Source organism: Amycolatopsis sp. NPDC058986, from assembly GCF_042741125.1.
Classification (GTDB): Bacteria; Actinomycetota; Actinomycetes; order Mycobacteriales; family Pseudonocardiaceae; genus Amycolatopsis.
This window is the reverse complement of sequence record NZ_JBHYJW010000016.1, coordinates 1-26,509: the sequence shown is the minus strand read 5'-3', so window position 1 is coordinate 26,509 and position 26,509 is coordinate 1. Positions and strand designations below refer to the sequence as shown.

Below are 26,509 nucleotides of genomic sequence, written 5' to 3'. Positions count from 1 at the left end.
TGACGAGGAAGGAGGTGCCGCATGTCCACTGACGTGTTCGCCAGCACGGTTTTCTTCCGGCTGACGATCGGCGGGGACGATCTCGGGGCGTTCAACAGCTGTTCCGGGCTCGGCGCCGAAGTGGAGATGGAACAGTTCCAGGAGGGCGGGAACAACGGGTTCGTCTGGCAGCTGCCGAGCCGGATCCGCTGGTCCAACATCACGCTGACGCGCCCGGTCACCGCGGACACCGCGAAGGTGACCCGCTGGCTCACCACGATCGTGCAGCGGGTGGAACGCAAGAACGGCGAGATCGTCGCGCTGCGCCCGGACCGTACGCCGATCGCGCGCTGGAACGTGCTCGGGATCGTGCCGGTGCGCTGGAGCGGCCCGGACTTCGACCCGGCCCGCTCCGAGGCCGCGGTGGAGCGGCTGGAGATCGCGCACCACGGCCTGCAGCCCGGCTGAACCAGCGATCGCCTCGCGCCACTGACCACAAGGAGAGGAGGACGACCATGACCGCACCGGCCGGTGCGAACCTGGTCCGCGCGGAACTGCTGATCATGCAGCCGCCCGCCAAGGTCGGCGCGAAACCGGGAGGCACGATCGCGCGCGTCAAGTTCCAGTTCAACCCGAACCAGCTCACCCTGACCAAGCGCACCGAATGGCGGCGGAAGCCGTCCCGGATGGCGGACCAGGCCGCGGTGCCCGAGTTCGTCGGCAGCGCGCCCCGCACCCTGTCCGTGGAGATCTTCCTGGACGCCACCGCGAAACACGACGACTCGGTGGAGCAGGGCGTGCAGACGATCCTGCTCGCCTGCGTTCCCACCACCCAGAGCCTCGGCAGGAAACGCCCGGCCAGTCCCTGGGTGCGTTTCGAATGGGGGCGGTCGAAAACCGTGTCGTTCAACGGGATCGTCAAGAGCGTCTCGGTCACCTACTCACTGTTCGATGTGGACGGGAGCCCGCTGCGTGCCCGGTGCTCGCTGACCATCGACGAGGCGGGTGGCGGGACGCCGGGCCAGAACCCCACCTCCGGCGCGATCGAGGCCCGGCGCGGGCACCGGGTGGTCGCGGGCGACACGCTGGCGCAGCTGGCCTGGCGCGAGTACGGCGACGCGACCGCGTGGCGGATCATCGCCGAGGCCAACGGGCTGGACGATCCGATGCGGCTGCGGCCGGGAACCGAGCTGCTGATCCCGGCCACGGACACGGCGGGCTGAACCGTGCGCGCGTACGCCCTCGAACCCGTTGTCGGCACTCCCGGCCCGCTGGCGCCGGTCTGGGCCGAACAGCTCGTCCAGTGCATTGTGGACGACGCGGTGAACCTGCCCGCGGTCGCGGTGCTGACCTTCCGGGATCCCGATCACGACCTGCTCGCCGACACCGGCATCACCATCGGCTCCCCGCTGACGGTCTCGGTGACCACGGTCGCGGACAACACCCAGCTGCCGTTGTTCGCCGGGGAGATCATCGGGCTGGAGACCGAATCCGACGAGACCGGCACGTTCACCGTGCTGCGCGCGGCCGATCGCGCGCACCGGCTGATGCGGCGCCGCCGGGTGCTCGCGTTCCGGAACATGACCGCGGCCGACATCGTGCGCCAGATCGCCAAGAACGCCGGGCTCGGCGTCGGGAAGGTGCGCGCGCCCGGCCCGGCCTACCAGCAGATCTCCCAGGCGAACATGACCGACTGGGAGTTCCTCCGCCTGCTCGCCGCCGAACACGGCGCCGTGGTCAGGGTCGACGACGAGGGCCGCCTCGACTTCACCGCGCCCGACCCGGCCGCGAAGGCGCCGTCACCCCGGTTCTCGGCGAGGCTGAATCACCAGGTGCTGCAATACGGGGAGAACCTGTTTTCGGTGCGGGTCGGGCTGTCCACCGCCGAACAGGTGGACACCGTGACGGTCCGCGGCTGGGACGTCACCACGAAACGGCCGCTGGTGAAGCGGACCAGGGCGGCCACCTCCAAGACGGTGCAGGCCGGGATGTCCTCGGGACAGTCGAGCGCGCGGTTCGGCGGGGCGGGCGAACTGCTGGTCACCGACGGCGCGTACCGGACACAGTCCGAAGTGGACACCGCTTCGGCCGCGCAGGCCACCGCGGCGGCGGCCGGATTCGGCGAGGTCGAGGCGGTCTGCGAGGGCAACCCGCATCTGCGTGCCGGGGTGCCCGTCGCGCTGGGCAACCTCGGCCCGAGCTTTTCCGGGCGCTACACGGCCACCGCCAGCCGTCACGTTTTCGAGCCGGGCAACGGATATCGCACCACGGTGACGGTCAGCGGCGCCGAGGACCGGTCGCTGGCGGGGCTCGCCGTGGCGGGGCCGCCGGACCCGCCGCGGATTCCCGGCCTGGCGATCGGCAAGGTCACCGAGGTCCAGCGGCGACCGGCGAACGGGCCGGGCATGGTGAAACTGTGTTTCCCGTGGCTGGACGACGAATACGTCACCGACTGGGTCCGCACCGTGCAGTTCGGCGGTGTCGGTGGCGGGGGTGTGGTCTGCCCGGACGTCAACGACGAGGTCCTGGTCGGTTTCGAGCAGGGCCTGCTGGACAAGCCGTACGTGCTCGGCGGGCTCTACAACGGCGTGGACCTCCCGTCGCCGCACGACGGCCCGCTGGTGGACCGGGCCAGCGGCAAGGTCAACCGCCGGTCGTTCGGGACCCGCGGTGGCGACCGGGTCGAACTGCTGGACACCCAGGGCGGGCCGCGCGGGGTGAAGCTGCGCACCGGGGACGGGAAACTCGAGGTCGACCTCGACCGGCAGGGCACCAAGATCGTGGTGCGCAGCGACGGCAGCGTGCAGATCGAGGCCGGCAAGTACGTCCAGATCACCGGAACCGGGGTGGAGATCGACGCCGGCGCGGGGCATCTGTCGTTGCGCGGGAAATCGGTGTCGATCAACGGCAGCACCGGGGTGCGCGTCAACGGCGGCACCGAGGCAACGGTCAGGGCAGGCGTCATCCGCCTCAACTGACCACACCGTCCACAATGATCGTCCACAAAGGAGAGAGAGCGATGCCACCCGCAGCCAGGATCACGGACGCGACCAGCCACGTCGACGCGGGGGCGAAGCTGGGCTTGGCGGCCGGGCCGCCGACGGGCGCACTCCAGGGCGCCGGAGTGCCGGCCGTGCTCATCGAGGGGAGGCCGGCGGCGGTCGTCGGCCCCGGCACGATGAACGGCTGCAACGTCCCGCCCCAGCACCGGCTCCTGGGACCCGCCAACGTCGTCGTGCCGGGGCCGGAGGTCGCGACCAGGCGTGTGCTCGTCGGTGGCCGCCCGCTCGCCGCGGTGGGCGACAAAACCGCTTGCAAGGCCGTCATCAGCAGCGGGGCGCGGACCGTATTGATCGGGGGCAGGTGATGAGCGACCGGTTCATCGGCCGGGGGTGGGCGTTCCCGCTCCGGGCCGACGCCACCGGCGGCATCGCGACCGTGACCGGCGAGCAGGAGATCGAGGAGTCGATCCGGCTGATCCTCGGCACCGCGCCCGGCGAGCGGCCGATGCGCCCGGAGTTCGGCTGCGGGGTGCACGAGCACGTGTTCGCGCCGAGCGACGGCGCCACCGCGGGGCGGATCGCCTACGAGGTGCGGATCGCGCTGGAACGGTGGGAGCCGCGGATCGAGCTCGACGACGTCGCGGTCGCCTACGACGCGGTGGACAGCGGGATCCTCTACATCGACATCCGTTACCGGATCCGGGAAAGCAACAATCCACGCAACCTCGTCTTCCCCTTCTACGTCATCCCAGCCCACGACGAGCCGAGCGAGCTTTCATGACCCTGCCTGCCCCCAATCTGGACGACCGGCGGTTCCAGCAGCTGGTCGACGAGGCGAAGCGTTACGTGCAGCGGCGCAGTCCGGAGTGGACGGACCACAACGTGTCCGATCCCGGGGTCACCCTCATCGAAACCTTCGCGCACATGGTCGATCAGCTGATCTACCGGCTCAACCGCGTCCCCGAGCGCAACTACCTGGCGTTCCTCGAACTGCTCGGGGTGCGGTTGTTCCCGCCGGCGGCCGCGCGCGCCGACGTCACCTTCTGGCTGTCCGCGCCGCAGCCGGAGCCGGTGGTGCTGCGGGCGGGCACCGAGGTGACCACGACGCGCAGCGAGACCGAGGAGGCGGTTTCCTTCGCGACCGTGGACGATCTGGTCGTGGTGCCCTGCGCGCTGGAGAAATTGGTGACCGGCGCGGCCGGTGGGTCCCCGGCCGACCGGACCGACGACCTGCTCTCGGGCCAGGACGTGGCCTGCTTCGCGACGTCTCCCGCGGTGGGGGACACCATGGTGCTCGGGCTGTCGGCCGCGGTGCCCCGCTGCGTGGTGGTGATCCGGCTGGACAGCAAGGTCGAGGGCGTCGGCGTGGATCCCCGCCAGCCACCGCTGGTCTGGGAGGCGTGGGACGGCGGCGGCTGGGCACCGTGCGAAGTGGACTCCGACGGCACCGGCGGGCTGAACCGGCCGGGCGACGTCGTGCTGCACATGCCCGCCTCGCACACCGCGTCGGTGATCGCGGGGGCGCGGGCGGGCTGGCTGCGCTGCCGGGTGGTGGAACCCGCGGCGGGGCAGCCCTTCTACTCCGAGTCGCCGACGGTCAGCGCGGCCGAGGTGTTCACCATCGGCGGCACGATCGTCGCCGAACACGCGGAGACCGTCCTCGGCGAGGTCATCGGCGAATCCGAAGGCGTTGCGGGACAACGCTTCCCGGTCAGCAGACCACCGGTGCTGACCGATGGCGCCCCGGTGGTGGTGGAGGTATCCGAAGGAGACGGCTGGCAGGAATGGTCCACTGTGGACCATTTCGGGGCGTCCTCGGCCACCGACCGGCACGTGGTGCTGGACGCCACCGGCGGCGAATTCGCCTTCGGGCCCGCGGTGCGTGAGCCGGACGGCACGATCCGGTACTACGGCGCGGTGCCGCCGAAGGGCGCGGTGCTCCGGGTCCGGCGTTACCGGACCGGCGGTGGCCGGGCGGGCAATGTCGCGCGCCGGGCGATTTCGGTGCTGCGCAGCTCGGTGCCCTACGTCGCGTGGGTGGAGAACCGGGAGGCGGCGAGCGGCGGCGTCGACGGCGAGACGGTCGAAGCGGCCAAACTGCGCGGGCCGCTGGCGTTGCGCACCCAGGAACGCGCGGTCACGGTGGATGATTTCGAGCTGATCGCGCGCGGCGCCGCGCCCGCGGCGGCCAGGGTCCGGTGCGTGCCCGCCGCGGACGCCGGCCCCGGCGGACCGGCGGTGCGGGTGCTCGTCGTCCCTGACGCGACCGCCGACGTCGGTGACGAACTGCGGCTCGAACAGCTGATCCCGCCCAGGGAAATGCTCGCCGCGGTCGCCGGGAGCCTCGACGAACGCAGGCTGGTCGGCACCCGGGTGCTTGTCGAACCGCCGTACTACCAGGGCCTGACGGTGGTGGCGCGGTTGCGCGCGTCCGGTTCGGCCGACCAGGCCCGGCGGTCGGCGCTGGACGCGCTGTACCGGTACCTCAACCCGGTGCGGGGCGGGCCGGACGGGACGGGCTGGCCGTTCGGGCGGCCGGTGCAGTTCGGCGAGGTCCACGCCGTGCTCGCCGCGGCGCCCGGAGTGTCCGTTGTGGACGAACTGCGGATGTTCCCCGCGGACCCGATCACCGGCAGGCGCGGGGAACCGGTGAACGTGCTGGAGATCTCCCGCACCGCGCTGATCTTCTCCTACCAGCACCAGGTCACCGTCACGGAGGGCGCCTGATGCGTGCTTCGGTGCCCGGCCTGCCCAGCCGGTACCCGCTCGGGGAACAACTGCCCGGGCTGTACGCCGGTGATCGGCTCGCGCAGCACTTCACGGCCGGACTGGACGAGGTGCTGGCGCCGGTGCTGTCGGTACTGGACAACCTCCACGCCTATTTCGACCCCGCGCTGGCCCCAGTGGATTTCCTGCCGCTGCTCGGGTTCTGGGTGGCCGCCGACCGGCCGTCCGAGCGGGAACCGGTGGCTCGTGCGGTGGCGCGGCATCGGCGGCGGGGAACCAGGAGCGGGCTGGCCGAACGGCTGCGCTCGGAGTTCGGCGGCGAGGTCGACATCGCGGATCCGGGCGGGGTGAGCTGGTCGGAAACCGCGGGCTCGGCGCTGCCCGCGCCCGCCGCGCCGATGCTGTCGATCCGGTTGCGGGTACCGGATCCGGCTGCCGTCCGGCGGCACGACGTCGAGCATGTGGTCGCCGAATCCTGTCCGGCGCATGTGCCGTTCACCGTGGAAATCGGAGGGCTGTCAGCATGAACGCGGTCGGTGGGACGGTGCGGCGGTGCGAGGTGTGCGGGTCGCCGGTGACCGAGGGGGAGGCGTTCTGCGGGAACTGCGGGGCCTATCTGGACTGGAACAAGCCACCCGAACCGGCCGCGCCCGCGGTGGAACCCACCCCTGCCGCTCCCGCTCCGGTCGACGACCGGCAGCCGGACGTCGCGCAGCCAGGTACCGAGCAGCCGCGGGCAGGGCAACCGGGCGTCGAGCAGCCGGGGGCCGTGCGACCGGGCAAACCGGTCGAGAAGCGCCCCGTCGTCCGCGCCCCGGGTGACGCCGAGGTCCCGGTCGGCCCGGACGACCGCCCGTGCCCGAACTGCGGTACCCCCAACGCGCCGGGCCGCCGGTTCTGCCGTCGCTGCGGCGCGGTCCTCGGCGAAACCGCGGTCGAGGTCCGGCGGATCCCGTGGTGGCGGCGCCTGCGCCTGCCACGATTCCGGGGCAGGCGGATCCGCTTCCCGGTCTTCCTGCTGGTGCTGGTGATCCTGGCGCTGCTGGTGGGCGCGGCGGTCCGCTACGGACCGGACGTCGTGACCGCGGTGAAGGACAAGACCACCACGCCGGTGGCCCTCACCCCCGAGACGCTCACCGCCTCCAGCGAGGCCGACGGGCATCCGGCGAAGCTGGCCATGGACGGGTTCACCAACAGGTTCTGGGCACCCGCGAAACCCGCGCCCGCGCAAGGGGAACATCTGGACGCGAAGTTCGGGCGCCCGTGCCGGCTGCTCGACGTCGTGGTGAACGACGGGGCGTCGGCCGAACGGGAGGTCTTCAACACCCAGGCCCGGCCGTCGGAACTCGAACTCACCGCGATCACCGAGGACGGGAGGCAGCAGAACACCACCCTGCGGCTGGCCGACCAGCCGGGGCCACAGCACACCGCGCTGGCGATCTCCGACGTGACCGGCATCCGGCTCACCATCGCCGGGGCCTATGGCGCCGGTCCCGGAAAGCTGGTCGCCCTCGGCGAGGTGGAATTCTTCGGCCGCTGCTGAATCACGCGAGATCGGCGGCTTGACGTCGTCGCGATCGGCTTCTAGCGTCGGCATACCGACTGGTCGGTGTCCAAAGGAGGTCACTGGGTGAGCTGGTACGAGGACAAGCCGTGGCTCGCGAGCTACGACGAACGGATGAAAGCCGCCGGGCCGGTCGAGGCGACCACGCTGCCGGAGACGTTCCGGCGGAGCGTCGAACGCGCACCGGGCAACACCGCCATCGCGTACTTCGACGCCGCACTGTCCTATCAGGACGTCGACGAGCTTTCCGACGGCATCGCAAGGCATCTGCGCGCGTCCGGTTTCGGGCACGGCGACCGGCTCGCGATCGTGCTGCAGAACATCCCGCAGTTCGTCCTCGCCCTGTTCGGCGCCTGGAAGGCGGGCGGCATCGTCGTCCCGGTCAATCCCATGTACCGCGCGGCCGAGCTGACCCACGTACTGACCGACGCACACGTGAAGGCGGTCGTGTGCTCGCAGGGCGCGTGGAACCGCTACCTCGCCGAGGTCGTCCCGGGCACCCCGGTGGAAATCGCGCTGACCACGAGCGAACTCGAATTCCAGACCCGTGACGATCCGCGCGTGCTCGGCAAGGTGAAGCGCGAGCCGACGCCCGGCGCCGACGACCTGCTGGCGGTCGCCCGCGCGAGCACCGGCCCGCGCCTGCCCGACCCCGGCTTCGCCCTCGACGACGTCGCGCTGATCAGCTACACCTCCGGCACGAGCGGCAAACCGAAGGGCGCGACCAACACCCACGGCAATATCGGCACGAACGCCGCGACGCTGCGTGTGTTCAGCGGGCTGCCCGAGGGTGAGACACTGTTCGCGCTCGCGCCGCTGTTCCACATCACCGGCATGGTCTGCGAACTCGCGTCGGCGATCGACATCGCCGGAACGCTGTCGCTGGCCTACCGGTTCGACCCCGGCGTCGTGCTTGACGCGTTCCTGGAACACAAGCCGGTTTACACGGTCGGCCCGTCGACGGCGTACATGGCGCTGATGGCGCATCCCGGCGTCACCCGTGAGCATTTCGCGTCGTTCCGGCTGCTCTATTCCGGCGGCGCCGCGCTGCCGCCCGCGATCGTCGAGGGATTCCGGGAGAAGTTCGGGCACTACATCCACAACGGTTACGGCCTCACCGAGACGACCGCGGGCTGCGTTACCGTGCCAGGCTCCCTCGAAGCGCCGATCGACCCGGAGTCGGGGACGATCTCGATCGGCCTGCCCGTGCCGGGCGCACTCGTGCGCATCCTCGACGACGAGTACCGCGAGCTGCCGTTCGGGCAGGCGGGGGAGATCGCGGTCGAAGGCCCGATGGTCGTGTCCGGGTACTGGAACCAGCCCGAAGCGACGGAAACCGCGCTGCCCGGTGGAATGCTGCTGACCGGCGACATCGGGTTCATGGACGAACGCGGCTGGGTCTACGTCGTGGACCGCAAGAAGGACATGATCAACGCCTCCGGGTTCAAGGTGTGGCCCCGCGAGGTCGAGGACGTCCTCTACACGCATCCCGCCGTGCGCGAAGCCGCCGTCGTCGGCGTGCCGGACGCCTATCGCGGGGAAAGCGTGAAGGCCTACGTCAGCGCGACACCCGGGGTGACCGCCGATCCGCGGGAACTCGTGGCCTACTGCAAGGAACGGCTCGCGGCGTTCAAATATCCGCGGACGATCGAAGTACTCGGCGAACTGCCGAAAACCGTGAGCGGCAAGATCCTCCGCCGCGAACTGCGGGCGAGGGGGTAGCGCCGATGGCCGTCGTCGAGACCGTGCGCGGGCCGGTGGACGCTGGTGCGCTGGGCCGGGTGCTCATGCACGAGCACCTGTTCGTGCTGAGCCCCGAATTCATGGCGAACTACCCCGAGCACGGCGGTTTCCACGAAGAGGAACACGTTGCCGAAGCGATCCGGCGGCTTCGGGAACTGAAAGCGGCGGGGATCGACACGATCGTGGATCCCACCGTCATCGGACTGGGCCGCTACATCCCGCGCGTACAACGCGTGGCCGCCGAGGTCGACCTCTCGATCGTGGTCGCGACCGGGCTCTACACCTACAACGACGTCCCGCACTACCTGCGCCTCCGCGGGCCCGGGACGATGTTCGACGGGGACGAACCGCTCGTCGGGATGTTCACCGGGGACATCAGGAACGGCATCGCGGACACCGGTGTCAAGGCGGGAATCCTCAAATGCGCCACCGACGAGCCCGGCCTGACGCCGGGCGTGGAACGGGTCCTGCGCGCGGTGGCCATGGCACACCTCGAAACCGGGGTGCCGATCATGACCCACACGCACGCGGGGACCCGGCGTGGCCTGGACCAGCAGGACGTCTTCGCGTCCGAGGGCGTCGATCTGCGCCGGGTGCTGATCGGCCATTCCGGCGACAGTACGGATCTGGACTACCTGAAGGCGCTCGCCGATCGCGGGTCGCTGCTCGGCATGGACCGCTTCGGGCTCGACCAGCTGCTGTCCTTCGAAGAACGGGTCGCGACCGTCGCGGCGATGTGCGCACACGGCTACGCGAGCAGCATGGTGCTCTCGCACGACGCGTCCTGCTACATCGACTGGGTCGACTACGACAAGATCCCGTCGCTGGCGCCGAACTGGCATTTCCTGCACATCGTCAAGGACGTCCTGCCCGCGTTGCGCGAGCGTGGCGTGCCGGAGGAGGACATCACCACGATGCTGGTCGACACCCCGAGGCGCTTCCTGGGCGGTGGGTGACCGGGCGGGGGACCGACCAGCCGGTATGCTGATCGTCCCAGTACCACGAAGGGGGTCGGGCCGTGACCAGAGCGACTGCCCGCAAAACGGGCGACGCGGCCGGAACACCGGGCGAAGACCAGGCCGCGGTGCCCCGGCGGCTGCTCCAGCACGCCACGAAACTGTTCGCCAAGAAGGGCTTCGACCGCACGTCGGTGCAGGAGATCGTCGAGGCGGCCGGCGTCACCAAGGGGGCGATGTACCACTACTTCGGCTCCAAGGACGACCTGCTCTACGAGATCTACGCCCGCGTGCTGCGCGAGCAGACGAAGCAGCTCGAAGGCGTCGCCTCCAGTGACGCGCCCCTGCGTGAACGCCTGGCCGCCGCCGCTTCGGACGTCGTCGTGAGCAGCATCGACAACCTGGACGACAACACGATCTTCCTGCAGTCGATGCACCAGCTCAGCGCCGAGAAACAGAAGGCGGTGCGGGCCGAGCGGCGCAAGTACCACGAGCGGTTCCGCTCGATGATCGAGGAAGGACAGGCGTCCGGCGAGTTCCGCTCGGACAAGCCCGCCGACGTGATCGTCGACTTCTTCTTCGGCTCGGTGCACCACCTCGGTTCGTGGTACCGGCGCGGCGGTTCGCTGTCGGCCCGGCAGATCGGCGACCACTACGCCGACCTCCTCCTCGACGCCATCCGGCCGCCCGGCCGTTCCTGAGCGGGCCCCGGTGCCGGGCCGGGGTGTGTACGAGTCGTAACTCCGTGGCCCGATCAGGGAATAGACGGTGTTCGTACGCTTACCGCATGGAACCGAAGACCGCTTCCCCGTGCGCCAGGGCCCTGTCCGCGGCCCTGCGCGGCGTCCGCCTGGACCTCGAGGTCGCACCGGACCGGCTGGCGGCCATGCTCGGCATCGCGCCGTCGGCACTGGCCGCCTGGGAACGGGGAACCGAGGTGCCGAGCCCGGAACAGGTCGTGCGGCTGCTCGGCGCGCTCGAGGTCACCGGCCGGCGCTACGAACAGACCCTGCGGCTGGCGCGGCACGCGGGGGAGACCGACTGGCTGGCGACCCTGGCCGGACGGCTGCCGCTGGCACAGCGGACCGCGCTCGGCTACGAGCGGGCCGCGGAGCGGGTCACCGCGTGGTCGCTGATGGTCCTGCCGGAACTGCTCCAGACCGCCGAATACGCCCGCGAACTGTGGACCAAGACCGTGATCGGCCCGGAGGAGATCGACACCCGGCTCGTGCTCAGCCTCGGCAGGCAGGAGGTCCTCACCCGGCCCGATCCGGTGAAACTGCTCGCCCTCATCAGCGAACACGCCCTCGAAATCCGCGTCGGCGACGCCGAGGCGATGACGCGGCAGTGCGACCACCTGCTGGCGCTGAGCGAACTCGACAACGTCGTGCTGCGGATCGTGCCCACCGGGACCGGTTTCCACGGGGGCATGCACGGGAACTACGTGCGCTACGAGTTCGACGGGTTCTCCCCGGCGATCTTCCTGGAAAACCATTTCGTGCGGACGTTCATGCACGATTCCGAAGGCGTCCGGCTCTACCAGGATCTGTCCCGGCAGCTGCTCGCGAATTCGTTGTCCGAAAAGGAATCCCGCGTGCGGCTCCAAGAGCTGAAGGGGACTTTCCGTGCGTGAGACGAGCTGAAGGGGACTTTCCTCACATGCGATGCGAGGAAAGTCCCCTTCAGCTCACGCGGGCAGGTCGACCAGCTGGGCGAGCCGGGCCCGGTGCCGGGCGGGGGTGCCGAGCGCGAGTTCGTCGGCCTTGGCGCGCTTGAGGTACAGATGCGCCGGGTGTTCCCACGTCATGCCGATCCCGCCGTGTAGCTGGACGGCCTCCTCGACCGCGTGCACCGCGATCGGGGCGCCCGAGGCCTGGGCGACGGCGACCGCGACCGGGACGTCCTCGCTGCCGGTGGCGAGCGCGTCGGCCGCGTAGCGCGCGGCGGCCCTGGCGTTCACCAGATCGGTGTACAGATCGGCCAGCCGGTGTTTCAGCGACTGGAAGGAACCCACCGGACGGCCGAACTGGTAACGCGTCTTGAGGTACTCCGCGGTCTCCGTCAGCGCCCATTCGGTGATGCCGAGCTGTTCCGACGCGAGCAGCCCCGCCGCCGTGGTCAGCGCGTACGTCAACGCCGCCGGAGCGTGGGTGCCGGAAGCCACGACCCGCGCGGGCGCGTTGTCCAGGACGACGTCGGCGACCCGCCGGGTCAGATCCAGCGACACCAGCTCCGTCACCGAAACACCCGAGGACGCCGTTTCGACCGCGTAGAGCCCCGGTCCGTCCGGCCCGATGGCCGGGACCACGAGCAGTTCCGCGGCCGACGCGTCCGCCACCTTGCCGACCCGGCCGCTCAGCGACCCGTCGGCGTTCACCGTGACGGCGGAAGGGAATTCCGCGTCCGGGGCGGTGGTCAGCGGCACGGCCAGCGCACCGATCAGGTCACCGGCCGCGAGGCGGGGGAGCAGCTCGCCGACCACGGCGTCCGTCGTGTCCGCGCCGAGCAGCGCCGACGTCGCGAGCACGACACTGCCCAGGAACGGCACCGGTGCCACCGACCGGCCGAGTTCCTCCAGCACCACCGCGACCTCCCGCGCCGACGCGCCGTGCCCGCCCAGTTCCTCCGGCACCGCGAGCCCGGCGGCGCCGAGGTCCGCGGCGAGGGTGCGCCACAGCTTCAGGTCGTACGGTTCGGCCGTCTCGGCCCGCTTCAGCACCGCCGCCGGGGACGCCTGGTCGGTGAGCAGATCCCGCACGCTCGCCCGCAGGTCCTCCTCGACCTCGGAATAGAGCAGATCCGGCTCTGCTGATGCGCCCTCGGCGGTAGTAAGTACCTCGGGCTCTGCTGATGCGCCCTCGGCGGTAGTAAGTACCTCGGGCTCGCGCGCCTCGCTCATCGGGGAAGGTCCTTCCAGGCGACGTCCTTGTCCACACGCGGTTCCGACGGCATGCCGAGGACACGTTCGGAGATGATGTTGCGCAGCACCTCCGAGGTGCCGCCCTCGATCGAGTTGCCCTTCGCCCGCAGATAGCGGTATCCGGGGCTGCGGCGGGTGAAGTCGACCGACTCCGAACGCCGGAACGTCCAGTCGTCGTAGGTCAGTCCGTCCTCGCCGAGCAGTTCGATCTCCAGCCCGGACACCGCCTGGTTCAGCTCGGAGAACGCGACCTTCATCGCCGAACCCTCCGGCCCCGGCGCCCCCGAGGCGAGCTGCTGCCGCAGCCGGGTCCCGGCCAGCCGCAGCGTTTCCGCCTCCACCCACAGCTTCACCAGCCGGTCCTGAAGCTCCGGCGTGCGCAGTTCGGGACGTTCCCGCCAGGTCTTCACGACCGGGGCGATCATCCCGCCCTCACGCGGATACACCGTGCCGCCGATCGCGACCCGCTCGTTCATCAGCGTGGTCTGCGCGACCTTCCAGCCCTCGCCGACGGCGCCGATCCGCTGCGCGTCCGGGATCCGCACCTGGGTGAGGAAAACCTCGTTGAACTCCGCCTCGCCGGTGATCTGGCGCAGCGGCCGGACCTCGACGCCCGGCGCGGTCATGTCGCACAGGAAGTACGTCATGCCCTGGTGCTTCGGGATGTCCGGGTCGGTGCGGGTGACCAGGATGGCCCAGCGTGCCATATGCGCGCCGGAGGTCCACACCTTCTGGCCCGTCACGACCCAGTCGTCGCCGTCCCGCACCGCCCTGGTACCCAGCGCCGCGAGATCGGATCCCGCGCCCGGCTCGCTGAACAGCTGGCACCAGATCTCCTCGCCGGTCCACAGTGGACGGAGGTAGCGGGAGCGCTGGTCCGGCGTGCCGAAGGCGAGGATGGTCGGCGCGGCCATGCCGAGCCCGATGACGTTCTTGCGCGGGTCGTTGTCCGGCGCGCCAGCCGCGGCGAACTCTTCGTCCACAACGGACTGCAGTGCCCGCGCCGCGCCGAGCCCGCCGAGGCCCTCGGGGAAGTGGACCCAGGCGAGCCCGGCGTCGAACCGCGCCCGCAGGAACTCCAGCCGTTCCATGGTCGAAAAGTCATGTGCGGCAAGGAAATCCGCGACCCGCCCGCGCAGGTTGTCAGCGGTGATCGTGCTCATCGAGCCTCCGTCCGGTACTTCTTCAGCTCACGCCGCGCCAGCGAGCGCTTGTGCACCTCGTCCGGGCCGTCGGCCAGCCGCAGCGTGCGCACCCCGGCCCACATCTCGGCGAGCCCGAAGTCCTGGCTGACCCCGCCCGCGCCGTGTGCCTGGATCGCCTTGTCGACGATCCACTCGACGGTGATCGGCGTGGAGATCTTGATCGCCTGGATCTCGGTGTGCGCGCCCTGGTTGCCCACGGTGTCCATCAGCCACGCGGTCTTGAGCACCAGCAGCCGCTGCTGCTCGATGCGCACCCGCGACTCGGCGATCCAGTCCTGCACCACGCCCTGCTCGGCGATCGGCTTGCCGAACGCCTCCCGCGACATCGTGCGGCGGCACATCATCTCCAGCGCGCGCTCGGCCATCCCGATCGCCCGCATGCAGTGGTGGATCCGGCCGGGGCCGAGCCGTGCCTGCGCGATGGCGAACCCGGCGCCCTCCGCGGCGATCAGGTTCTCGGCGGGCACGCGGACGTCGTCGAACAGGACCTCGGCGTGGCCGCCGTGATCGCCGTCGGTGTAGCCGAACACGTGCATACCGCGCTTGATCGTCAGGCCCGGCGTGTCACGCGGGACCAGGATCATGCTCTGCTGCTGATGCGGGGCGGCGTCCGGATCGGTCTTGCCCATCACGATGAAGATCCTGCAGTTCGGGTTCATCGCGCCGGAGATGTACCATTTGCGGCCGTTGATGACGTACTCGTCGCCATCGCGGCGGATGCTGGTGGAGATGTTGCGCGCGTCCGAGGAGGCGACGTCGGGCTCGGTCATCGCGAACGCCGACCGGATCTCGCCCTCCAGCAACGGTTCCAGCCACTGCTTCTTCTGCTCGTCCGAGCCGAACATGGAGAGCACCTCCATGTTCCCGGTGTCCGGCGCGGCGCAGTTCAGCGCGGTGGGCGCCAGCCGGATGCTGCGGCCGGTGATCTCCGCGAGCGGGGCGTACTGGAGGTTCGTCAGGCCCGCGCCATGGTCGCCGGGGAGGAAGAAGTTCCACAGGCCGCGTTCCCTGGCGGCCTTCTTGAGGTCCTCGACGATCGGGGCGGTGGCCCAGGGGTCGGTGGCGGCCGCGAGCTGCTCTTCGAAGACCGGCTCGGCGGGGTAGATGTGCGAGTCCATGAAGTCGAGGAGCTTGCCGCGCAGTTCCTCGGTCTTGGCGTCAAAGGCGAAATCCACGCTACTTCTCCTCTTTGAGAATCTCGTTGCCGTGCGTGATCAGCGGAACGACGGCGCCGCCGACGTTCTCGAATCCCGCTCCGACGGTCTTGCCCTGGCTGAACCGGAAGTAGATGCCTTCGAGGATCACCGCCAGTTTGAAGAACGCGAACCCGACGTACCAGTTGAGCGCGGACACGTCCCGCCCGGACCGCTCGGCGTACCGCGCGACCACCTCGTCCGAGGTCGGATACCCGGGTGCCGCGCTCGCGGTGGACACGAACCGCGCCGACGCCTTGTCCCGCTCGGCGTAGGCCACCAGCAGCGCGAGGTCGGTCAGCGGGTCGCCGAGGGTGGACATCTCCCAGTCCAGCACGGCGGTGATGCGGTCCTCGCCGTCGACCAGCACGTTGTCCAGCCGGTAGTCGCCGTGGATGATCGACGGCTTCCCCGACGCGGGCAGCGATGCCGCCAGCCGGTCGTGCAGCAGGTCGAAGCCTTCGAGATCCCGGCTGCGGGAGCCGTCCAGCTGCTTCTTCCACCGCCGCAGCTGCCGCTCCAGAAACCCTTCCGGGCGCCCGAAATCGCCGAGCCCGACCGGCTCCGGGTCGACCGCGTGCAGGTCGACGAGCGTGTCGACCAGCGCGTCGGCGATCTTCCGCGTGCGCTCGGGTCCGAGCGCGGTCAGTTCGGCCTCGGACCGGTACGGCGTGCCCTCGACGAACTCCATGACGTAGAACCGCGCGCCGAGCACGTCGGGGTCCTCGCACAGCAGCACCGTTTCCGGCACCGGGACGGCGGTGCCGTGCAGGCCCGAGATCACCCGGAACTCGCGGGCCATGTCGTGCGCGGTGGGCAGCACGTGGCCGAGCGGCGGGCGGCGGACCACCCAGCGCGACCGGCCGTCGCTCACCACGTAGGTGAGGTTCGACCGGCCGCCCGCGACGACGTCGGCGCCCAGCTCCCCGGTGACCAGCCCCGGCCGGTGCTCGTCCAGGTGGGCACGCAGCGCGCCCAGGTCAAGACCCGGTGGGTCGGTCCGGCTCATCCGGTCTCCTCGTTGCTCGGTGGTCGACGTCCGCCGTCAGGGTACCGACCAGTCGGTATGTCGTACAGTGCTGGTCGGAAACCCCGCCCCGGCCTGGGCTTTCACGGCCGGGTTTCAGGCGATGAGCCGCGCGACCATTTCGGCGACGCACGCGGGCTTCGGCTCGCCGTCGATCTCGATGGTCCACCGCACCACGCCCTGCTTGCCACCGGGCACGTCGGTGACCTCGACCAGCTCGGCCCCGGCCCGGATCTTCGCGCCGACCTTGACCGGCTGGGGGAACCGCACCTTGTTGAGGCCGTAGTTGATGCCCATCCTGATCCCGTGGACCCGGTAGATCTTGCCGACGAAACCCGAGATCAGCGACAGGGTCAGGAAGCCGTGCGCGATCGTCGTGCCGAACGGGCCCGCGGCGGCCTTCTCGGCGTCCACGTGGATCCACTGGTGATCGTCGGTGGCGTCGGCGAACAGGTCCACCCGCTCCTGGGTGATCGTCAGCCAGTCGCTGTACCCGAGGTGCTCGCCGACCGCCCCGGCGAACTCGTCGAGGGAAGAGAACTCGCGCATCGTCGTTCCTCCCTCAGTCCGTCGGGCCGCCGGCCACGTAGACGACCTGCCCGGAGATGAACCCGGCGCCGTCGCTGACCAGGAACGAGGCGAGGTTCGCGATGTCGTCCGGGGTACCCACCCGCTGCACGGGGATCTGCGACGCGGCCGCGGCCTTGAAGTCCTCGAAGGACATGCCGAGCCGTTCCGCGGTCGCGGCGGTCATGTCGGTGGCGATGAACCCGGGGGCGATCGCGTTCGCGGTCACGCCGAACTTGCCCAGCTCGATGGCCAGTGTCTTGGTGAAGCCCTGCATCCCCGCCTTGGCCGCGGAGTAGTTGACCTGGCCGCGGTTGCCCAGCGCCGACGTGCTCGACAGGTTGACGATGCGGCCCCACTTCTCCTGCGTCTGGTACTTCTGCACCGCGCGGGTCATCAGGAACGAGCCGCGCAGGTGCACGTTCAGCACCGAGTCCCAGTCCTGCTCGGTCATCTTGAACAGCAGGTTGTCCCGGGTGATGCCGGCGTTGTTGATCAGCACGGTCGGCGCGCCGAGCTCCTCGGCGACCCGGGTGACGGCGGCGTCGACCTGTTCGGCGTCGCTGACGTCGAGCGTGACACCGACGGCCTTGCCGCCGCCGGCGACGATCGCCTCGGCGCCCGCCTTGACCCCGGCCTCGTCGAGGTCGAGCAGGCCGACGGCGAACCCGTCGGCGGCCAGGCGCTTGGCGACCGCGGCGCCGATGCCGCGGCCTGCGCCCGTCACGATGGCGACACGGGAGGGGGACTCGCTCACGGGTGAACTCCTCGTCGTTGAGAAAGCGGGGGCTGCTGATCCTCAACATAACCGATGAATAAGCGCTCAGTCACCCGGTGTGCCCCAGGATTCGACCTCTTGCCTGCCGGCGGTGTCCGGGGGGCGAAAACCGGCGGGCGGGGCACCGGGCTGGTGCGCGACGGTGGCGGCGATGTGGCAGAACGCCCGGACGAGGGGCCGATGGTCGCCGCGACGGCGAGCGACGACAGCCTTGCTGGCGCCGCCTTCCAGGAGGTCGATGAACAGCAGCGGGGTGCCCGGCAGCGGGTGGTGCCGGCGCGCGACGTCCGCGCAGGTGGCGACCACGTCCGGATGCTGCAACAGGGTGTAGGCGACTTCCAGGACCGACCACGCCTCGGTGAGGAAGAGCGGGGGCGGCTCGCCGTTGCGGTATTCGTTGAGCTGCCAGTAGTCGTTGACCTCCGGCGCGGTGCCGGCGGGGTTGGCGGACAGGATGGGCAGTGGCAGTACCTCTTCGATGGTCACGCTGCTCGTTCTGGCGAGCCGATGGTGCTCGTGGACGACCAGCACACGGCGTTCCTCGTACAGCACGGTCCAGGCGTGTCGTTGCGGGTGCAGCGGCAGCCGGGTGAACGCCACGTCCACCTCGTCCTCGAGCAGCGCGGAATACGCCCGGCCGACCGGGAGTTCCGCGCGGAAGTTCAGCCGGACGTCCGGAAACGCCTTCGCGAACGCGGACAGGATCGGCTGGGTCACCGCGCCGGCGGCGCCGTAGATCATGCCCACCCGCAGCGAGCCACTGGCGCCACCGGCCAGGTCGCGGGCGACGAGCAGGCCGTCGGCCACCGCCGCCATCGCGCGGCGGGCCGGTTCGAGCATGGCGTGGCCCGCGGGCGTGAGCCGGACCCCGCCGGGCAGGCGCTCGAACAGGGGACCGCCGACATCCCGTTCCAGGGCACGGATCTGCTGGCTCAGCCCGGGCTGGCTGACGTGCAGCCGGGCGGCCGCGCGGGTGAAACCGCCCTCCTCGGCGACGGCCAGGAAGTAACGCAGGCGACGCAACTCCACCACGACCACCCTCCGCACCACCGCGCCGGCCGGCGTGTCGAGTCTAGCGCCCGGGTCGCGCGCATAACGTCGACCTATCGGCCGATTGTGATTGCGACTTGGACGAAGCGACCCGGCCGCGAGGATACTGAAACCCGGACCGCTCCGGTGCGAATTCGCGGAGCGGAGCCGTGGAAAGGGGGTGCTTTCCCGAACGGCTTTTCCCGAAGTTCTGGAACGCGATTTCGGGACCGGTTTCCCCGGTTCCCCCGAATTCGGCACAGGTTCGGCAACCTCTGGCGGAGAAAAACATGATGACCAAATCACGTCGGGTACTGACCGTCGTGGCGGCGCTCGTGCTCGCGGGCAGTGGCGTCGTCGCCGCTCCGGCATCGGCCACCACGCAGACGCCGGCGACCGTACAAGCCGTTTGCGCGAACAACGACTGGTGTTCGTTCAGCTGGGGACGCATCACGGTGGGGGACTGCGCCATGGAGCGCGCGAAATGGACCCTCAGACGGGACGGCAGCGCGTCCTTCGAGGCGGCGATAGTCAGCAGTGACACCAATGACGCGTGGCTGATGTGGGTGGACACCCTGGATGATTCCAGCATCATCCTGGCTCCGGTGCATCATGGCGGTGACACCAAATTCGTCGAAGGCACCATCAAGAACCAGTGGCACTGGTGGTTCGCCAGCGGGAACTTCAACGCGGGGATCTTCGACCGGATCAACAGCATGCGCATGCGAAGCCACTGCTGACTTTTGCCCTGGCCCGGGTTCCCGGCACGCGGTCTCCGCGCTGGGTAGAGTGATCACGTCCCCGTCGCGGTGTTCCAGGAGGCCAGGTGCTCGACATTCAGGAGATTTCCGACCGGCTGGAGATCCAGGATCTGCTGGTGGCCTACGCGACCGCGATCGACACCCGGGATTTCGGCGCACTGGACCGGATTTTCACCGACGACGCGCGGATCGACTACACGGCGTTCGGCGGCATCGAGGGCGACCGTGCCGAGGTCAAGGAATGGCTCGCGCGGAGCCTGGCGATGCTGCCCGCGTTCCAGCATCTGATCGCCAACCCGGACATCCGCGTCGATGGCGACCGGGCGACGGGCCGGGTGATGTGCCTGAACCCGCTCGCGCTGCCGGTCGGGGACGGCGATCCGCGGATCGCGCTGCTGGGCATGTGGTACCTCGACGAGTACGTCCGCACCCCGGAGGGCTGGCGGATCTCCCGCCGCAGCGAGGAACGCAGCTGGGCACAGGGCTTGGGCGGCGTCTCGAACGCGTCCTAGGAGACGGTGATTCGCCGCGACGAGGGCGTCCTTCGGTGCGCGTCGGGCCGATGTGACCGCGAACGAGAGTTCTGTGCGAGGATGACGGTCATGACGACCAGAAAGGGCAATGCCGCGTAGGCGCCCCGCGCGGCTGCGCGCCGATTCTCCGATCCGGCGCGGACAAGGACAACCGCCGATCCGGCAGGTGTCCCGGGTTTCCGCCTCGACGCGACAAGCGATCGTGGTTCTGGAGCGTGCCCGGCTGCGGCCCGGCGCGATCGCCGAAGCACTCGCGGGCTGGGCCCGGTTCGTGCGCGGTCCGGTACGCGCACTCGACGATTACACGCCCGAAGACTGCACGTGTCCTGGCTGCCGATGGGACGACCCGGTGGTGCGGCGGGAAGCACTGCGGTTGGCACTGTTCGCGTTGCCCGCCAAGGCCTCGCGCGAGTTACGCGCCCTCGTCGAGCCGCTCGACGAGGTCTATCTGTCCCGTTCGATCCCCCAGCCGGAGATGGCGTACCTCCGCACTCTGCTGACGGAAAAACCGCTGGGGGATCATTTCCGGCCGTGGGCGGCGGACACGTTCACGTGCGCGCTCGATCTCGTGGGTACCGGCTGGCTGCTCGCCGTGCTGGGGGACAGCCGCGGGGAGAGGCGGTTGTACGCCTCCTACCTCACCCCGGCCCTGCGCGACATGCTCGCCGCCCTGCTCTTGCTCACCACCGGCGAGCGGAGCGTACGGGTGTCCTGGGACGGCGAGCCGATCGAGTACCGCTGGCTGATCACCACCGATCCCAGCGGTCACGCGCACGTACGTGTCCTGGCGGTCGACTGGGCGCGCCCACTCGGATTGCCGGGCAACGACGGGCACGAGCTCCTGACCGCGGACCTGCCGCTCCACGAGCTCGTCCGCACGGTGGCCGGCGCGGCACGGGCGCTGCTCACCCGGTTCGGCGAGGACGAGTACGCCGAACGCTGGGCGCGCGGCCCCTTCCCCGCCGATGAGCTGCTCGCCCTCGAACGGTGGTTGCGCGGATCACTCGACCGGGCGCGGAACGGAGGTGTAGCCATCCGGTGACGGGGTAATCGGGGCGCGAGGTCAGCCCGCGGCCGCGTCGGCCGCGGTGATGGGAAAGGAGCCTCGATGAACGACAAGATGGAGAACAAGGGCGAGGAGCTCAAGGGCAAGGCCAAGGAGGCGCTCGGCAACGCCACCGGCAACGAGCAGTGGCAGGGCGAGGGCAAGGCGGAGCAGGCCAAGGGCGCGGTCAAGCAGGCCGCGGAAAAGGCCAAGGACGCCATCAAGGGCCTGAAGGACTGACCGGCCGCGGCGTGCGGCCGTACCCGCGCTCGGTTAGGTTCGGTGCGTGCGTTTCGCCCTTGTCCTCGGACTGACCGCGGCGGCGGTCACGGCCGCGTTGGCGGCGGCGCTGGTTTCGCCGTGGTGGTGCTTCGCGGCCGTGCCGCTGGCCGCGCTGACCGCGGTCGGCTGGTACGACCTGACGCAGCGGCGGCACGCGGTGCTGCGCAACTATCCGCTGCTCGGCCATCTCCGCTATCTGCTGGAGGCGATCCGGCCGGAGGTCCAGCAGTACTTCGTCGAGCGCAACACCGACGGCAGGCCGTTCGACCGTGACGTGCGCAGCATCGTCTACGAACGGGCGAAGGCCACCGAGGACGAATCGCCGTTCGGCACCGAGCGCGACGTCTACGCCGACGGGTACGAGTCGTTCGCGCATTCGATGACTCCCGTCGAACCCGCCCCGGAGCCACCCCGGGTGCGGATCGGCGGCCCCGCCTGCCGGAAGCCCTACGACATGGCGTTGCTCAACGTTTCCGCGATGAGCTTCGGGTCGCTGTCCTCGCACGCGATCCTGGCGCTCAACGCCGGCGCGGCGAAAGGCGGTTTCGCCCATGACACCGGGGAAGGCGGGCTTTCCGAGTACCACCTGCGGCCCGGCGGTGACCTGGTGTGGGAGATCGGCACCGGGTACTTCGGCTGCCGCACGCGCGACGGGGGCTTCGACGCCGCCGAGTTCGCCGACAAGTCCGCTGTGGACAGTGTGCGTTGCGTGTCGCTGAAATTGTCCCAGGGCGCCAAACCCGGCATCGGGGGAGTCCTGCCCGGCGGCAAGGTCAACGCCGAAATCGCCAGGGTGCGGGAGGTTCCCCAGGGCAGGACCGTGGTTTCGCCGCCGTACCACCGGGTTTTCTCGACTCCGCGCGAGCTGGTGCTGTTCATCGCCAGGATGCGTGAGCTCGCGGGCGGGAAACCGGCGGGTTTCAAGCTCTGCGTGGGCTCGCGGAGGCAGTTCCTGGCGGTGTGCAAGGCGATGCTCGCCGAGGACGTCACCCCGGACTTCATCCTCGTCGACGGCGCCGAGGGCGGCACGGGTGCCGCGCCGCTCGAGTTCTCCGACCACATCGGGGCGCCGCTGACCGACGGGCTGATGACCGTCCACAACGCACTCGTGGGCGCCGGGCTGCGGGACCGGATCCGCATCGGCGCGGCAGGCAAGGTCGCCACCGGCGGCGACATCGTCAAGCGGCTCATCCAGGGCGCGGACTACACCAACGCCGCGCGCGCCATGATGTTCGCGGTCGGCTGCATCCAGTCGCAGCGGTGCCACACCAACCACTGCCCGGTCGGGGTCGCGACGCAGGACGCGCGCCGGGCGCGGGCGCTCGACGTCGGGGACAAGACGGAGCGGGTCTACCGCTTCCAGCGGGCGACCGTGCGGTCGGCCCAGCAGATCATGGCCTCGATGGGGGTGGCCGATCCCGCGCGGCTGAACACGCACCTGCTGCGCAAACGGCTCGACGCGACGACCGTGCGCTCCTACGCCGAGTTGTACGAATGGCTGGAGCCCGGTGTCCTCACCGCGGATCCGCCCGCCACCTGGGCGGAGGACTGGCACGCGGCGGATCCGGACACCTTCGGCTGACCCCACCGCGTCCGGCCCGGGTTTCGTTTTCCGCTCTGTCCGGCCGCTGACCAGGGACGACATGGTTTCGTCCGGGGTGCTGTGCGGCGGTCGGCGCGGGAACAGAATTGCGTTCCGGGCAGGCCGGCCCAGACCCCGCCGGCCTACTGCCCCCGGCGGAGTGGGCTCCGAGCGGGTCGCTGCCGGTGCTCGGGGTCCGCTCTGGAAGGGCGCACGGGCTCAGGTGCCGGTTCCGCCGGCCGCGACCTTCGACGGGTGCGTCGCGAGCGGGGTGACCAGGGGCGCAGGGGAACGGACGGGTGCCACCAGCGCGAGCAACGCCAGCAGCTCGGTCAGGGCCATCCCGCGTTCGACCAGCCCGAGCGGGATCAGCAGCCACCAGCGCGCGCCCGTTCCCGCCGCGACCGCGATCGCGCCGAGGATGATCCCGAACCAGCCGAGCGACGCGACGGCGAGCAGCCGCGCGAGCAGGCGGCGTCGCGGTGCGGCGGGGAAGGCGGCGCGGGCCGCGAAGAGCACCGCGAGTGGCAGGCACACGAAGGTCACGACGCTGGCGAACCGGTGCACAGTGCCGCTCGCGCTCGGCCCGATCGCCCAGTCGTTCTTGGGGAACGCCACGATCACCACGAGCCCGATCGTCCACAGTGTACCGAACACCGCCGTGGCCGCCGGGAGCGCGCCGCGCAGGCGGAGCGTGGCGAACCCGGCCACCGAGCCGAGCGCGATCAGGCCGACGGCGACGTCGAAGACCCACTTGGCCTCGCTCAGCGCGTACTCGCTGATGGTGCGCCGAGTCGCGCTGATCGCGTCGGTCGGCGGGACGAGCTGCAGCGTGAGGATCAGCGTCGCGCCGGCGGCCACCGCCACCAGGCAGGCGAGCCAGGTCATCGAGGAACGCCGCGTCAAGGTCATGATCCGACTCTAACGAGCCGAAGCTGAGACACCGGTGAACCGCGCACGCCCCCGACTTCCGGCGGTACCTCGCGCCGTTTCGCGCCGTTAGTGTCGATCGCCGCCGGCGCGTCCGAAGCGCCGGTTTCTCCTGGTAGGAGGTCATAAGCTGTGGGGAATTCACCAAGACGAAGACTAGTGATGCTGACGTCGGCGACCGTGCTCGCGGGTGCCGTCGTCGCGCTTCCGGCCGCCACCGCGCACGCCGCGGAGAACGTCGTCCGCGCCGACCGTTCGGTGCCGCGGTCCTGTTTCGCCGCGCCGGTGCCGAAGGGCACCGCCGGCACCGACCGCCGCGAACTGACATCCACCGTGGACGGTCTGATCCAGGCGAGGCTGGCGCCCTCGCCGGGCCCGGAAGGGGACTGGGACCTCGCGGTGTTCGACAAGGCGACGGGTGCCGTCGTGGCCGCCTCGGCGGCGCTGCGCACCCACGAACTCGCCGAGAGTTTCGTGAAGAAGGGCCAAGAACTCGTCGTGCAGGCCTGCCGCTACGGCGGGAACGCGCGGGAGGCGGTGCTGGGCGTCGACTTCCTCGCCCTCACCCCGCAGGGCACGCCGACGGGCACGGCGGCGGCACCGCAGCGCGCCGAGCTCGTCCGGGTCGAAACCCCGGCGAAGACGGACAAGGACAAGCTGCTGAGGCTCGGCCTCGACGTAACGGAGAAGGCCGACGCCACCGGCGTCGAGGTCGTCCTCGCCAACGACACGGACCGCAAGACCTTGGCGGACAGCGGGTTCAAGTCCAGTGTGATCCAGCCCGATCTGTCCGCGAAGTCGGTGCAGAACGCGAAAACCGACCGCGACTACGCGGCGAAGACACCCGGCTCGGCGCTCCCGTCGGGCCGCACGAGCTACCGGCACCTCTACGACTACGAGTACGAGATCAAGGAGCTGGCGCGCAAGAACCCCGCGCTCGTCTCGGCGTTCACCCTGCCGGAGCCGACCTGGGAAGGCCGCGACGTCGTCGGTATGGAGATCGCGACCGACGTGCGGAACCTCGCGGACGGCAAGCCGGTCGACTTCACCATGGGCGTGCACCACGCGCGGGAATGGCCCGCCGGTGAGCACGCGATGGAATGGGCGTACGAGCTGATCAACGGCTACCAGCGCGATCCGGCGATCCGCGGGCTGGTCGGCAGGACCCGGAACATCGTCGTCCCGATCATCAACCCGGACGGCTTCGAGATCTCCCGCGAGGCCGAGCCGAAGGGCGATTTCACCCGCTTCGACTACGAGATGAAGCGCAAGAACTGCAACGTCGCCGACTCGCCGAAGGAGTTCGCGACCGGCGTGTGCAAGGCGAACCCGGGCGGCCGCGAGCGCGGTACCGACCCGAACCGCAACTACGCCGGTTTCTGGGGCGGCAACGGCGCGTCGACGTTGTGGCGCAGTGACACCTTCCGTGGTGCGGGCCCGTTCTCCGAGCCGGAGACGCGGAACGTGCGCTCGATCGTGTCGAGCCGTCAGGTCACGAACCTGCTGACGCTGCACACCTACTCGAACCTCGTCCTGCGCGTGCCCGGCGTCGCCGACGTCCGTGCCCCGCTGGACGAACCCGCCTACAAGGCGCTCGGCGACCAGATGGCGTCACGCAATCAGTACAAGAGCGAACCGTCGTGGGCGTTGTACGACACCACCGGCAGCACCGAGGACTGGTCGTACTGGGCCACCGGTGGCTGGGGCTTCACGTTCGAAATCGGCGGGACCGAGTTCCACCCGCCCTACGCCGACGGTGTCGTCGCCGAGTACGCGGGCCTGAAGCCCGCGCCGGGCGCCGGGCACGGCGGCAACCGGCAGGCGTTCCTGGACATGCTGGCCAACACCGCCGACCCGGCGGCGCACTCGACGCTGATCGGCTCGGCGCCGCGGGGTTACCAGCTCAAGCTGCACAAGACGTTCCAGACGCCGACGTCGCCGGTCCTGCAGCCGGACGGTTCGACGAAGCCCCCGATCTACGTCACCGACAAGCTGGACTCGTCGCTGACCACGACCGGCGGCCGGTTCGCGTGGTCGGTCAACCCGTCGACGCGGCCCTACGTCGCGGGCCGCTACGGCCGTGACCCGCAGGGCCCGCCGCAGGCCGGATTCGCGGTGGCCAACCCGCCCGGCGTGCCCGCGGTGAACAAGAAGTACCCGGCCGATGCGACGTCGGAGAGCTTCACCTTCCACGTCGACGGCCTGCCGAAGGCCGACAACGGGAAGTTCAGCGTCGACGTGGCGTGGAAGAGCCCGAACACCGACTGGGACCTCTACGTCTACGACGCCGCGGGCAACCTCGTGACGTCGTCGGCGAACGGCGGGACCACGTCGGAGCACGCGGTGCTGTTCGACCCGCCCGCCGGGGACTACAAGGCGGTGCTGGTGAACTACGCGCAGGCGGACCCGGCCGTGGCCGACGACTGGACGGGCGGCGTCTCGTTCGCGTCGCCGGTTCCGCCGACGTACGGGCCGAAGGAGGCGTACCAGCTGACGTGTACCTCGCCGCGAGGGCAGCTCGTCGGCGTGGCGGACGTGTACGCCGACCGAGGCCAGACCGTCGACGTCGGTGAGGTCTGCACCCGTTCGGCGGCCGCGGCGAAGGAGCGCGGAGTCCGGTAACGGCTGTCCTTTGTGGATTGTGATGCCGTGAAGGGGGCCTTCACAGCGTTGAGCGCTGTGAAGG

At 70.2% G+C, this 26,509-nt stretch carries 26 protein-coding genes; 18 read left to right on the top strand and 8 right to left on the bottom strand.

Annotation, left to right across the window (positions count from 1 at the left end; all coding sequences use genetic code 11):
* The first annotated feature begins 21 nt into the window (after positions 1-21).
* From ACFW0G_RS16525 to ACFW0G_RS16470, 12 genes are all read left to right on the top strand, one after another.
* Positions 22-447, top strand: a complete 426-nt coding sequence (locus ACFW0G_RS16525) for a phage tail protein (RefSeq protein ID WP_378326111.1) — start codon at positions 22-24, stop codon at positions 445-447.
* 47 nt (positions 448-494) lie between these two features.
* Positions 495-1,202, top strand: coding sequence for a LysM peptidoglycan-binding domain-containing protein (locus ACFW0G_RS16520; RefSeq protein WP_378326109.1), 708 nt, complete (start codon positions 495-497; stop codon positions 1,200-1,202).
* A gap of 3 nt (positions 1,203-1,205) precedes the next feature.
* Complete coding sequence (locus tag ACFW0G_RS16515) at positions 1,206-2,957, top strand: VgrG-related protein (protein ID WP_378326107.1); 1,752 nt, start codon at positions 1,206-1,208, stop codon at positions 2,955-2,957.
* A 41-nt stretch (positions 2,958-2,998) separates the two neighbouring features.
* Positions 2,999-3,346 (top strand): PAAR domain-containing protein, encoded by a 348-nt coding sequence (locus ACFW0G_RS16510; RefSeq protein WP_378326106.1) that lies wholly within the window; start codon positions 2,999-3,001, stop codon positions 3,344-3,346.
* Entirely contained in the window at positions 3,346-3,762 is a 417-nt protein-coding gene (locus tag ACFW0G_RS16505; protein ID WP_378326105.1) for a GPW/gp25 family protein, read from the top strand. Before ACFW0G_RS16510 ends, ACFW0G_RS16505 begins: the two co-directional genes overlap by 1 nt.
* Positions 3,759-5,708, top strand: a complete 1,950-nt coding sequence (locus tag ACFW0G_RS16500; RefSeq protein ID WP_378326104.1) for a putative baseplate assembly protein — start codon at positions 3,759-3,761, stop codon at positions 5,706-5,708. The genes ACFW0G_RS16505 and ACFW0G_RS16500 overlap by 4 nt, the downstream gene beginning before the upstream one ends.
* Positions 5,708-6,235, top strand: coding sequence for a phage tail protein (locus ACFW0G_RS16495; RefSeq protein WP_378326103.1), 528 nt, complete (start codon positions 5,708-5,710; stop codon positions 6,233-6,235). Before ACFW0G_RS16500 ends, ACFW0G_RS16495 begins: the two co-directional genes overlap by 1 nt.
* Positions 6,232-7,251: an NADase-type glycan-binding domain-containing protein gene (locus ACFW0G_RS16490; protein WP_378326102.1), complete on the top strand. Its 1,020-nt coding sequence runs from the start codon at positions 6,232-6,234 to the stop codon at positions 7,249-7,251. The genes ACFW0G_RS16495 and ACFW0G_RS16490 overlap by 4 nt, the downstream gene beginning before the upstream one ends.
* Positions 7,252-7,338: 87 nt before the next feature.
* Complete coding sequence (locus ACFW0G_RS16485; RefSeq protein ID WP_378326101.1) at positions 7,339-8,994, top strand: AMP-binding protein; 1,656 nt, start codon at positions 7,339-7,341, stop codon at positions 8,992-8,994.
* Positions 8,995-8,999: 5 nt separating this feature from the next.
* A complete protein-coding gene (locus ACFW0G_RS16480; protein WP_378326100.1) occupies positions 9,000-9,971 on the top strand; it encodes a phosphotriesterase in 972 nt (323 codons plus the stop codon).
* Between the two features lie 62 nt (positions 9,972-10,033).
* Positions 10,034-10,672, top strand: a complete 639-nt coding sequence (locus tag ACFW0G_RS16475; protein WP_378326099.1) for a TetR/AcrR family transcriptional regulator — start codon at positions 10,034-10,036, stop codon at positions 10,670-10,672.
* A gap of 86 nt (positions 10,673-10,758) precedes the next feature.
* The gene (locus tag ACFW0G_RS16470) at positions 10,759-11,604 is read left to right on the top strand and encodes a helix-turn-helix domain-containing protein (protein ID WP_378326098.1); all 846 of its coding nucleotides are present in this window, start codon (positions 10,759-10,761) and stop codon (positions 11,602-11,604) included.
* A gap of 54 nt (positions 11,605-11,658) precedes the next feature.
* Here ACFW0G_RS16470 and ACFW0G_RS16465 read toward each other — a convergent pair whose 3' ends face one another.
* From ACFW0G_RS16465 to ACFW0G_RS16435, 7 genes are all read right to left on the bottom strand, one after another.
* Positions 11,659-12,870 carry an acyl-CoA dehydrogenase family protein gene (locus ACFW0G_RS16465; protein WP_378326097.1) on the bottom strand — a complete coding sequence of 404 codons (1,212 nt, stop codon included), beginning with the start codon at positions 12,868-12,870 and terminating at the stop codon, positions 11,659-11,661.
* Positions 12,867-14,054 (bottom strand): acyl-CoA dehydrogenase family protein, encoded by a 1,188-nt coding sequence (locus ACFW0G_RS16460; protein WP_378326096.1) that lies wholly within the window; start codon positions 14,052-14,054, stop codon positions 12,867-12,869. The genes ACFW0G_RS16465 and ACFW0G_RS16460 overlap by 4 nt, the downstream gene beginning before the upstream one ends.
* Entirely contained in the window at positions 14,051-15,271 is a 1,221-nt protein-coding gene (locus ACFW0G_RS16455) for an acyl-CoA dehydrogenase family protein (RefSeq protein WP_378326094.1), read from the bottom strand. The genes ACFW0G_RS16460 and ACFW0G_RS16455 overlap by 4 nt, the downstream gene beginning before the upstream one ends.
* Position 15,272: 1 nt before the next feature.
* The gene (locus ACFW0G_RS16450) at positions 15,273-16,298 is read right to left on the bottom strand and encodes a phosphotransferase family protein (protein ID WP_378326093.1); all 1,026 of its coding nucleotides are present in this window, start codon (positions 16,296-16,298) and stop codon (positions 15,273-15,275) included.
* Positions 16,299-16,412: 114 nt separating this feature from the next.
* Positions 16,413-16,865 (bottom strand): MaoC family dehydratase, encoded by a 453-nt coding sequence (locus ACFW0G_RS16445; RefSeq protein ID WP_378326091.1) that lies wholly within the window; start codon positions 16,863-16,865, stop codon positions 16,413-16,415.
* Positions 16,866-16,878: 13 nt separating this feature from the next.
* The gene (gene fabG, locus ACFW0G_RS16440) at positions 16,879-17,640 is read right to left on the bottom strand and encodes a 3-oxoacyl-ACP reductase FabG (RefSeq protein ID WP_378326089.1); all 762 of its coding nucleotides are present in this window, start codon (positions 17,638-17,640) and stop codon (positions 16,879-16,881) included.
* A 66-nt stretch (positions 17,641-17,706) separates the two neighbouring features.
* Complete coding sequence (locus ACFW0G_RS16435; RefSeq protein WP_378326088.1) at positions 17,707-18,693, bottom strand: LysR family transcriptional regulator; 987 nt, start codon at positions 18,691-18,693, stop codon at positions 17,707-17,709.
* 287 nt (positions 18,694-18,980) lie between these two features.
* On the opposite strand from ACFW0G_RS16435, the gene ACFW0G_RS16430 reads away from it, so the two are divergent.
* The 5 genes from ACFW0G_RS16430 to ACFW0G_RS16410 all read left to right on the top strand — a co-directional run bounded on the left by ACFW0G_RS16430 (position 18,981) and on the right by ACFW0G_RS16410 (position 22,893).
* Positions 18,981-19,430, top strand: a complete 450-nt coding sequence (locus tag ACFW0G_RS16430) for a DUF6294 family protein (protein ID WP_378326087.1) — start codon at positions 18,981-18,983, stop codon at positions 19,428-19,430.
* An 86-nt stretch (positions 19,431-19,516) separates the two neighbouring features.
* Positions 19,517-19,963 carry a nuclear transport factor 2 family protein gene (locus ACFW0G_RS16425; RefSeq protein ID WP_378326086.1) on the top strand — a complete coding sequence of 149 codons (447 nt, stop codon included), beginning with the start codon at positions 19,517-19,519 and terminating at the stop codon, positions 19,961-19,963.
* 223 nt (positions 19,964-20,186) lie between these two features.
* On the top strand, positions 20,187-21,026 hold the full coding sequence (locus ACFW0G_RS16420) for a hypothetical protein (RefSeq protein WP_378326085.1): 840 nt from the start codon (positions 20,187-20,189) through the stop codon (positions 21,024-21,026).
* Positions 21,027-21,092: 66 nt separating this feature from the next.
* Entirely contained in the window at positions 21,093-21,269 is a 177-nt protein-coding gene (locus ACFW0G_RS16415) for a CsbD family protein (protein WP_378326084.1), read from the top strand.
* A 46-nt stretch (positions 21,270-21,315) separates the two neighbouring features.
* A complete protein-coding gene (locus ACFW0G_RS16410; protein WP_378326082.1) occupies positions 21,316-22,893 on the top strand; it encodes an FMN-binding glutamate synthase family protein in 1,578 nt (525 codons plus the stop codon).
* A gap of 219 nt (positions 22,894-23,112) precedes the next feature.
* Here the strand turns inward: ACFW0G_RS16410 and ACFW0G_RS16405 are convergent, their stop codons facing one another.
* Positions 23,113-23,805: a DUF998 domain-containing protein gene (locus ACFW0G_RS16405; protein ID WP_378326081.1), complete on the bottom strand. Its 693-nt coding sequence runs from the start codon at positions 23,803-23,805 to the stop codon at positions 23,113-23,115.
* A 180-nt stretch (positions 23,806-23,985) separates the two neighbouring features.
* On the opposite strand from ACFW0G_RS16405, the gene ACFW0G_RS16400 reads away from it, so the two are divergent.
* On the top strand, positions 23,986-26,445 hold the full coding sequence (locus ACFW0G_RS16400; protein WP_378326080.1) for a M14 family zinc carboxypeptidase: 2,460 nt from the start codon (positions 23,986-23,988) through the stop codon (positions 26,443-26,445).
* Positions 26,446-26,509 lie beyond the last annotated feature (64 nt).

Excerpts from the sequence above, each read along its gene's own strand:
- ACFW0G_RS16470 (WP_378326098.1), top strand. The coding sequence starts at position 10,759 with ATGGAACCGAAGACCGCTTCCCCGTGCGCCAGGGCCCTGTCCGCGGCC.
- ACFW0G_RS16525 (WP_378326111.1), top strand. The coding sequence starts at position 22 with ATGTCCACTGACGTGTTCGCCAGCACGGTTTTCTTCCGGCTGACGATC.
- ACFW0G_RS16500 (WP_378326104.1), top strand. The coding sequence starts at position 3,759 with ATGACCCTGCCTGCCCCCAATCTGGACGACCGGCGGTTCCAGCAGCTG.
- ACFW0G_RS16450 (WP_378326093.1), bottom strand. The coding sequence starts at position 16,298 with ATGAGCCGGACCGACCCACCGGGTCTTGACCTGGGCGCGCTGCGTGCC.
- ACFW0G_RS16495 (WP_378326103.1), top strand. The coding sequence starts at position 5,708 with ATGCGTGCTTCGGTGCCCGGCCTGCCCAGCCGGTACCCGCTCGGGGAA.
- ACFW0G_RS16400 (WP_378326080.1), top strand. The coding sequence starts at position 23,986 with ATGCTGACGTCGGCGACCGTGCTCGCGGGTGCCGTCGTCGCGCTTCCG.
- ACFW0G_RS16405 (WP_378326081.1), bottom strand. The coding sequence starts at position 23,805 with ATGACCTTGACGCGGCGTTCCTCGATGACCTGGCTCGCCTGCCTGGTG.
- ACFW0G_RS16510 (WP_378326106.1), top strand. The coding sequence starts at position 2,999 with ATGCCACCCGCAGCCAGGATCACGGACGCGACCAGCCACGTCGACGCG.
- ACFW0G_RS16430 (WP_378326087.1), top strand. The coding sequence starts at position 18,981 with ATGATGACCAAATCACGTCGGGTACTGACCGTCGTGGCGGCGCTCGTG.
- ACFW0G_RS16480 (WP_378326100.1), top strand. The coding sequence starts at position 9,000 with ATGGCCGTCGTCGAGACCGTGCGCGGGCCGGTGGACGCTGGTGCGCTG.
- ACFW0G_RS16465 (WP_378326097.1), bottom strand. The coding sequence starts at position 12,870 with ATGAGCGAGGCGCGCGAGCCCGAGGTACTTACTACCGCCGAGGGCGCA.
- ACFW0G_RS16490 (WP_378326102.1), top strand. The coding sequence starts at position 6,232 with ATGAACGCGGTCGGTGGGACGGTGCGGCGGTGCGAGGTGTGCGGGTCG.
- ACFW0G_RS16460 (WP_378326096.1), bottom strand. The coding sequence starts at position 14,054 with ATGAGCACGATCACCGCTGACAACCTGCGCGGGCGGGTCGCGGATTTC.
- ACFW0G_RS16520 (WP_378326109.1), top strand. The coding sequence starts at position 495 with ATGACCGCACCGGCCGGTGCGAACCTGGTCCGCGCGGAACTGCTGATC.
- ACFW0G_RS16505 (WP_378326105.1), top strand. The coding sequence starts at position 3,346 with ATGAGCGACCGGTTCATCGGCCGGGGGTGGGCGTTCCCGCTCCGGGCC.
- ACFW0G_RS16415 (WP_378326084.1), top strand. The coding sequence starts at position 21,093 with ATGAACGACAAGATGGAGAACAAGGGCGAGGAGCTCAAGGGCAAGGCC.
- ACFW0G_RS16445 (WP_378326091.1), bottom strand. The coding sequence starts at position 16,865 with ATGCGCGAGTTCTCTTCCCTCGACGAGTTCGCCGGGGCGGTCGGCGAG.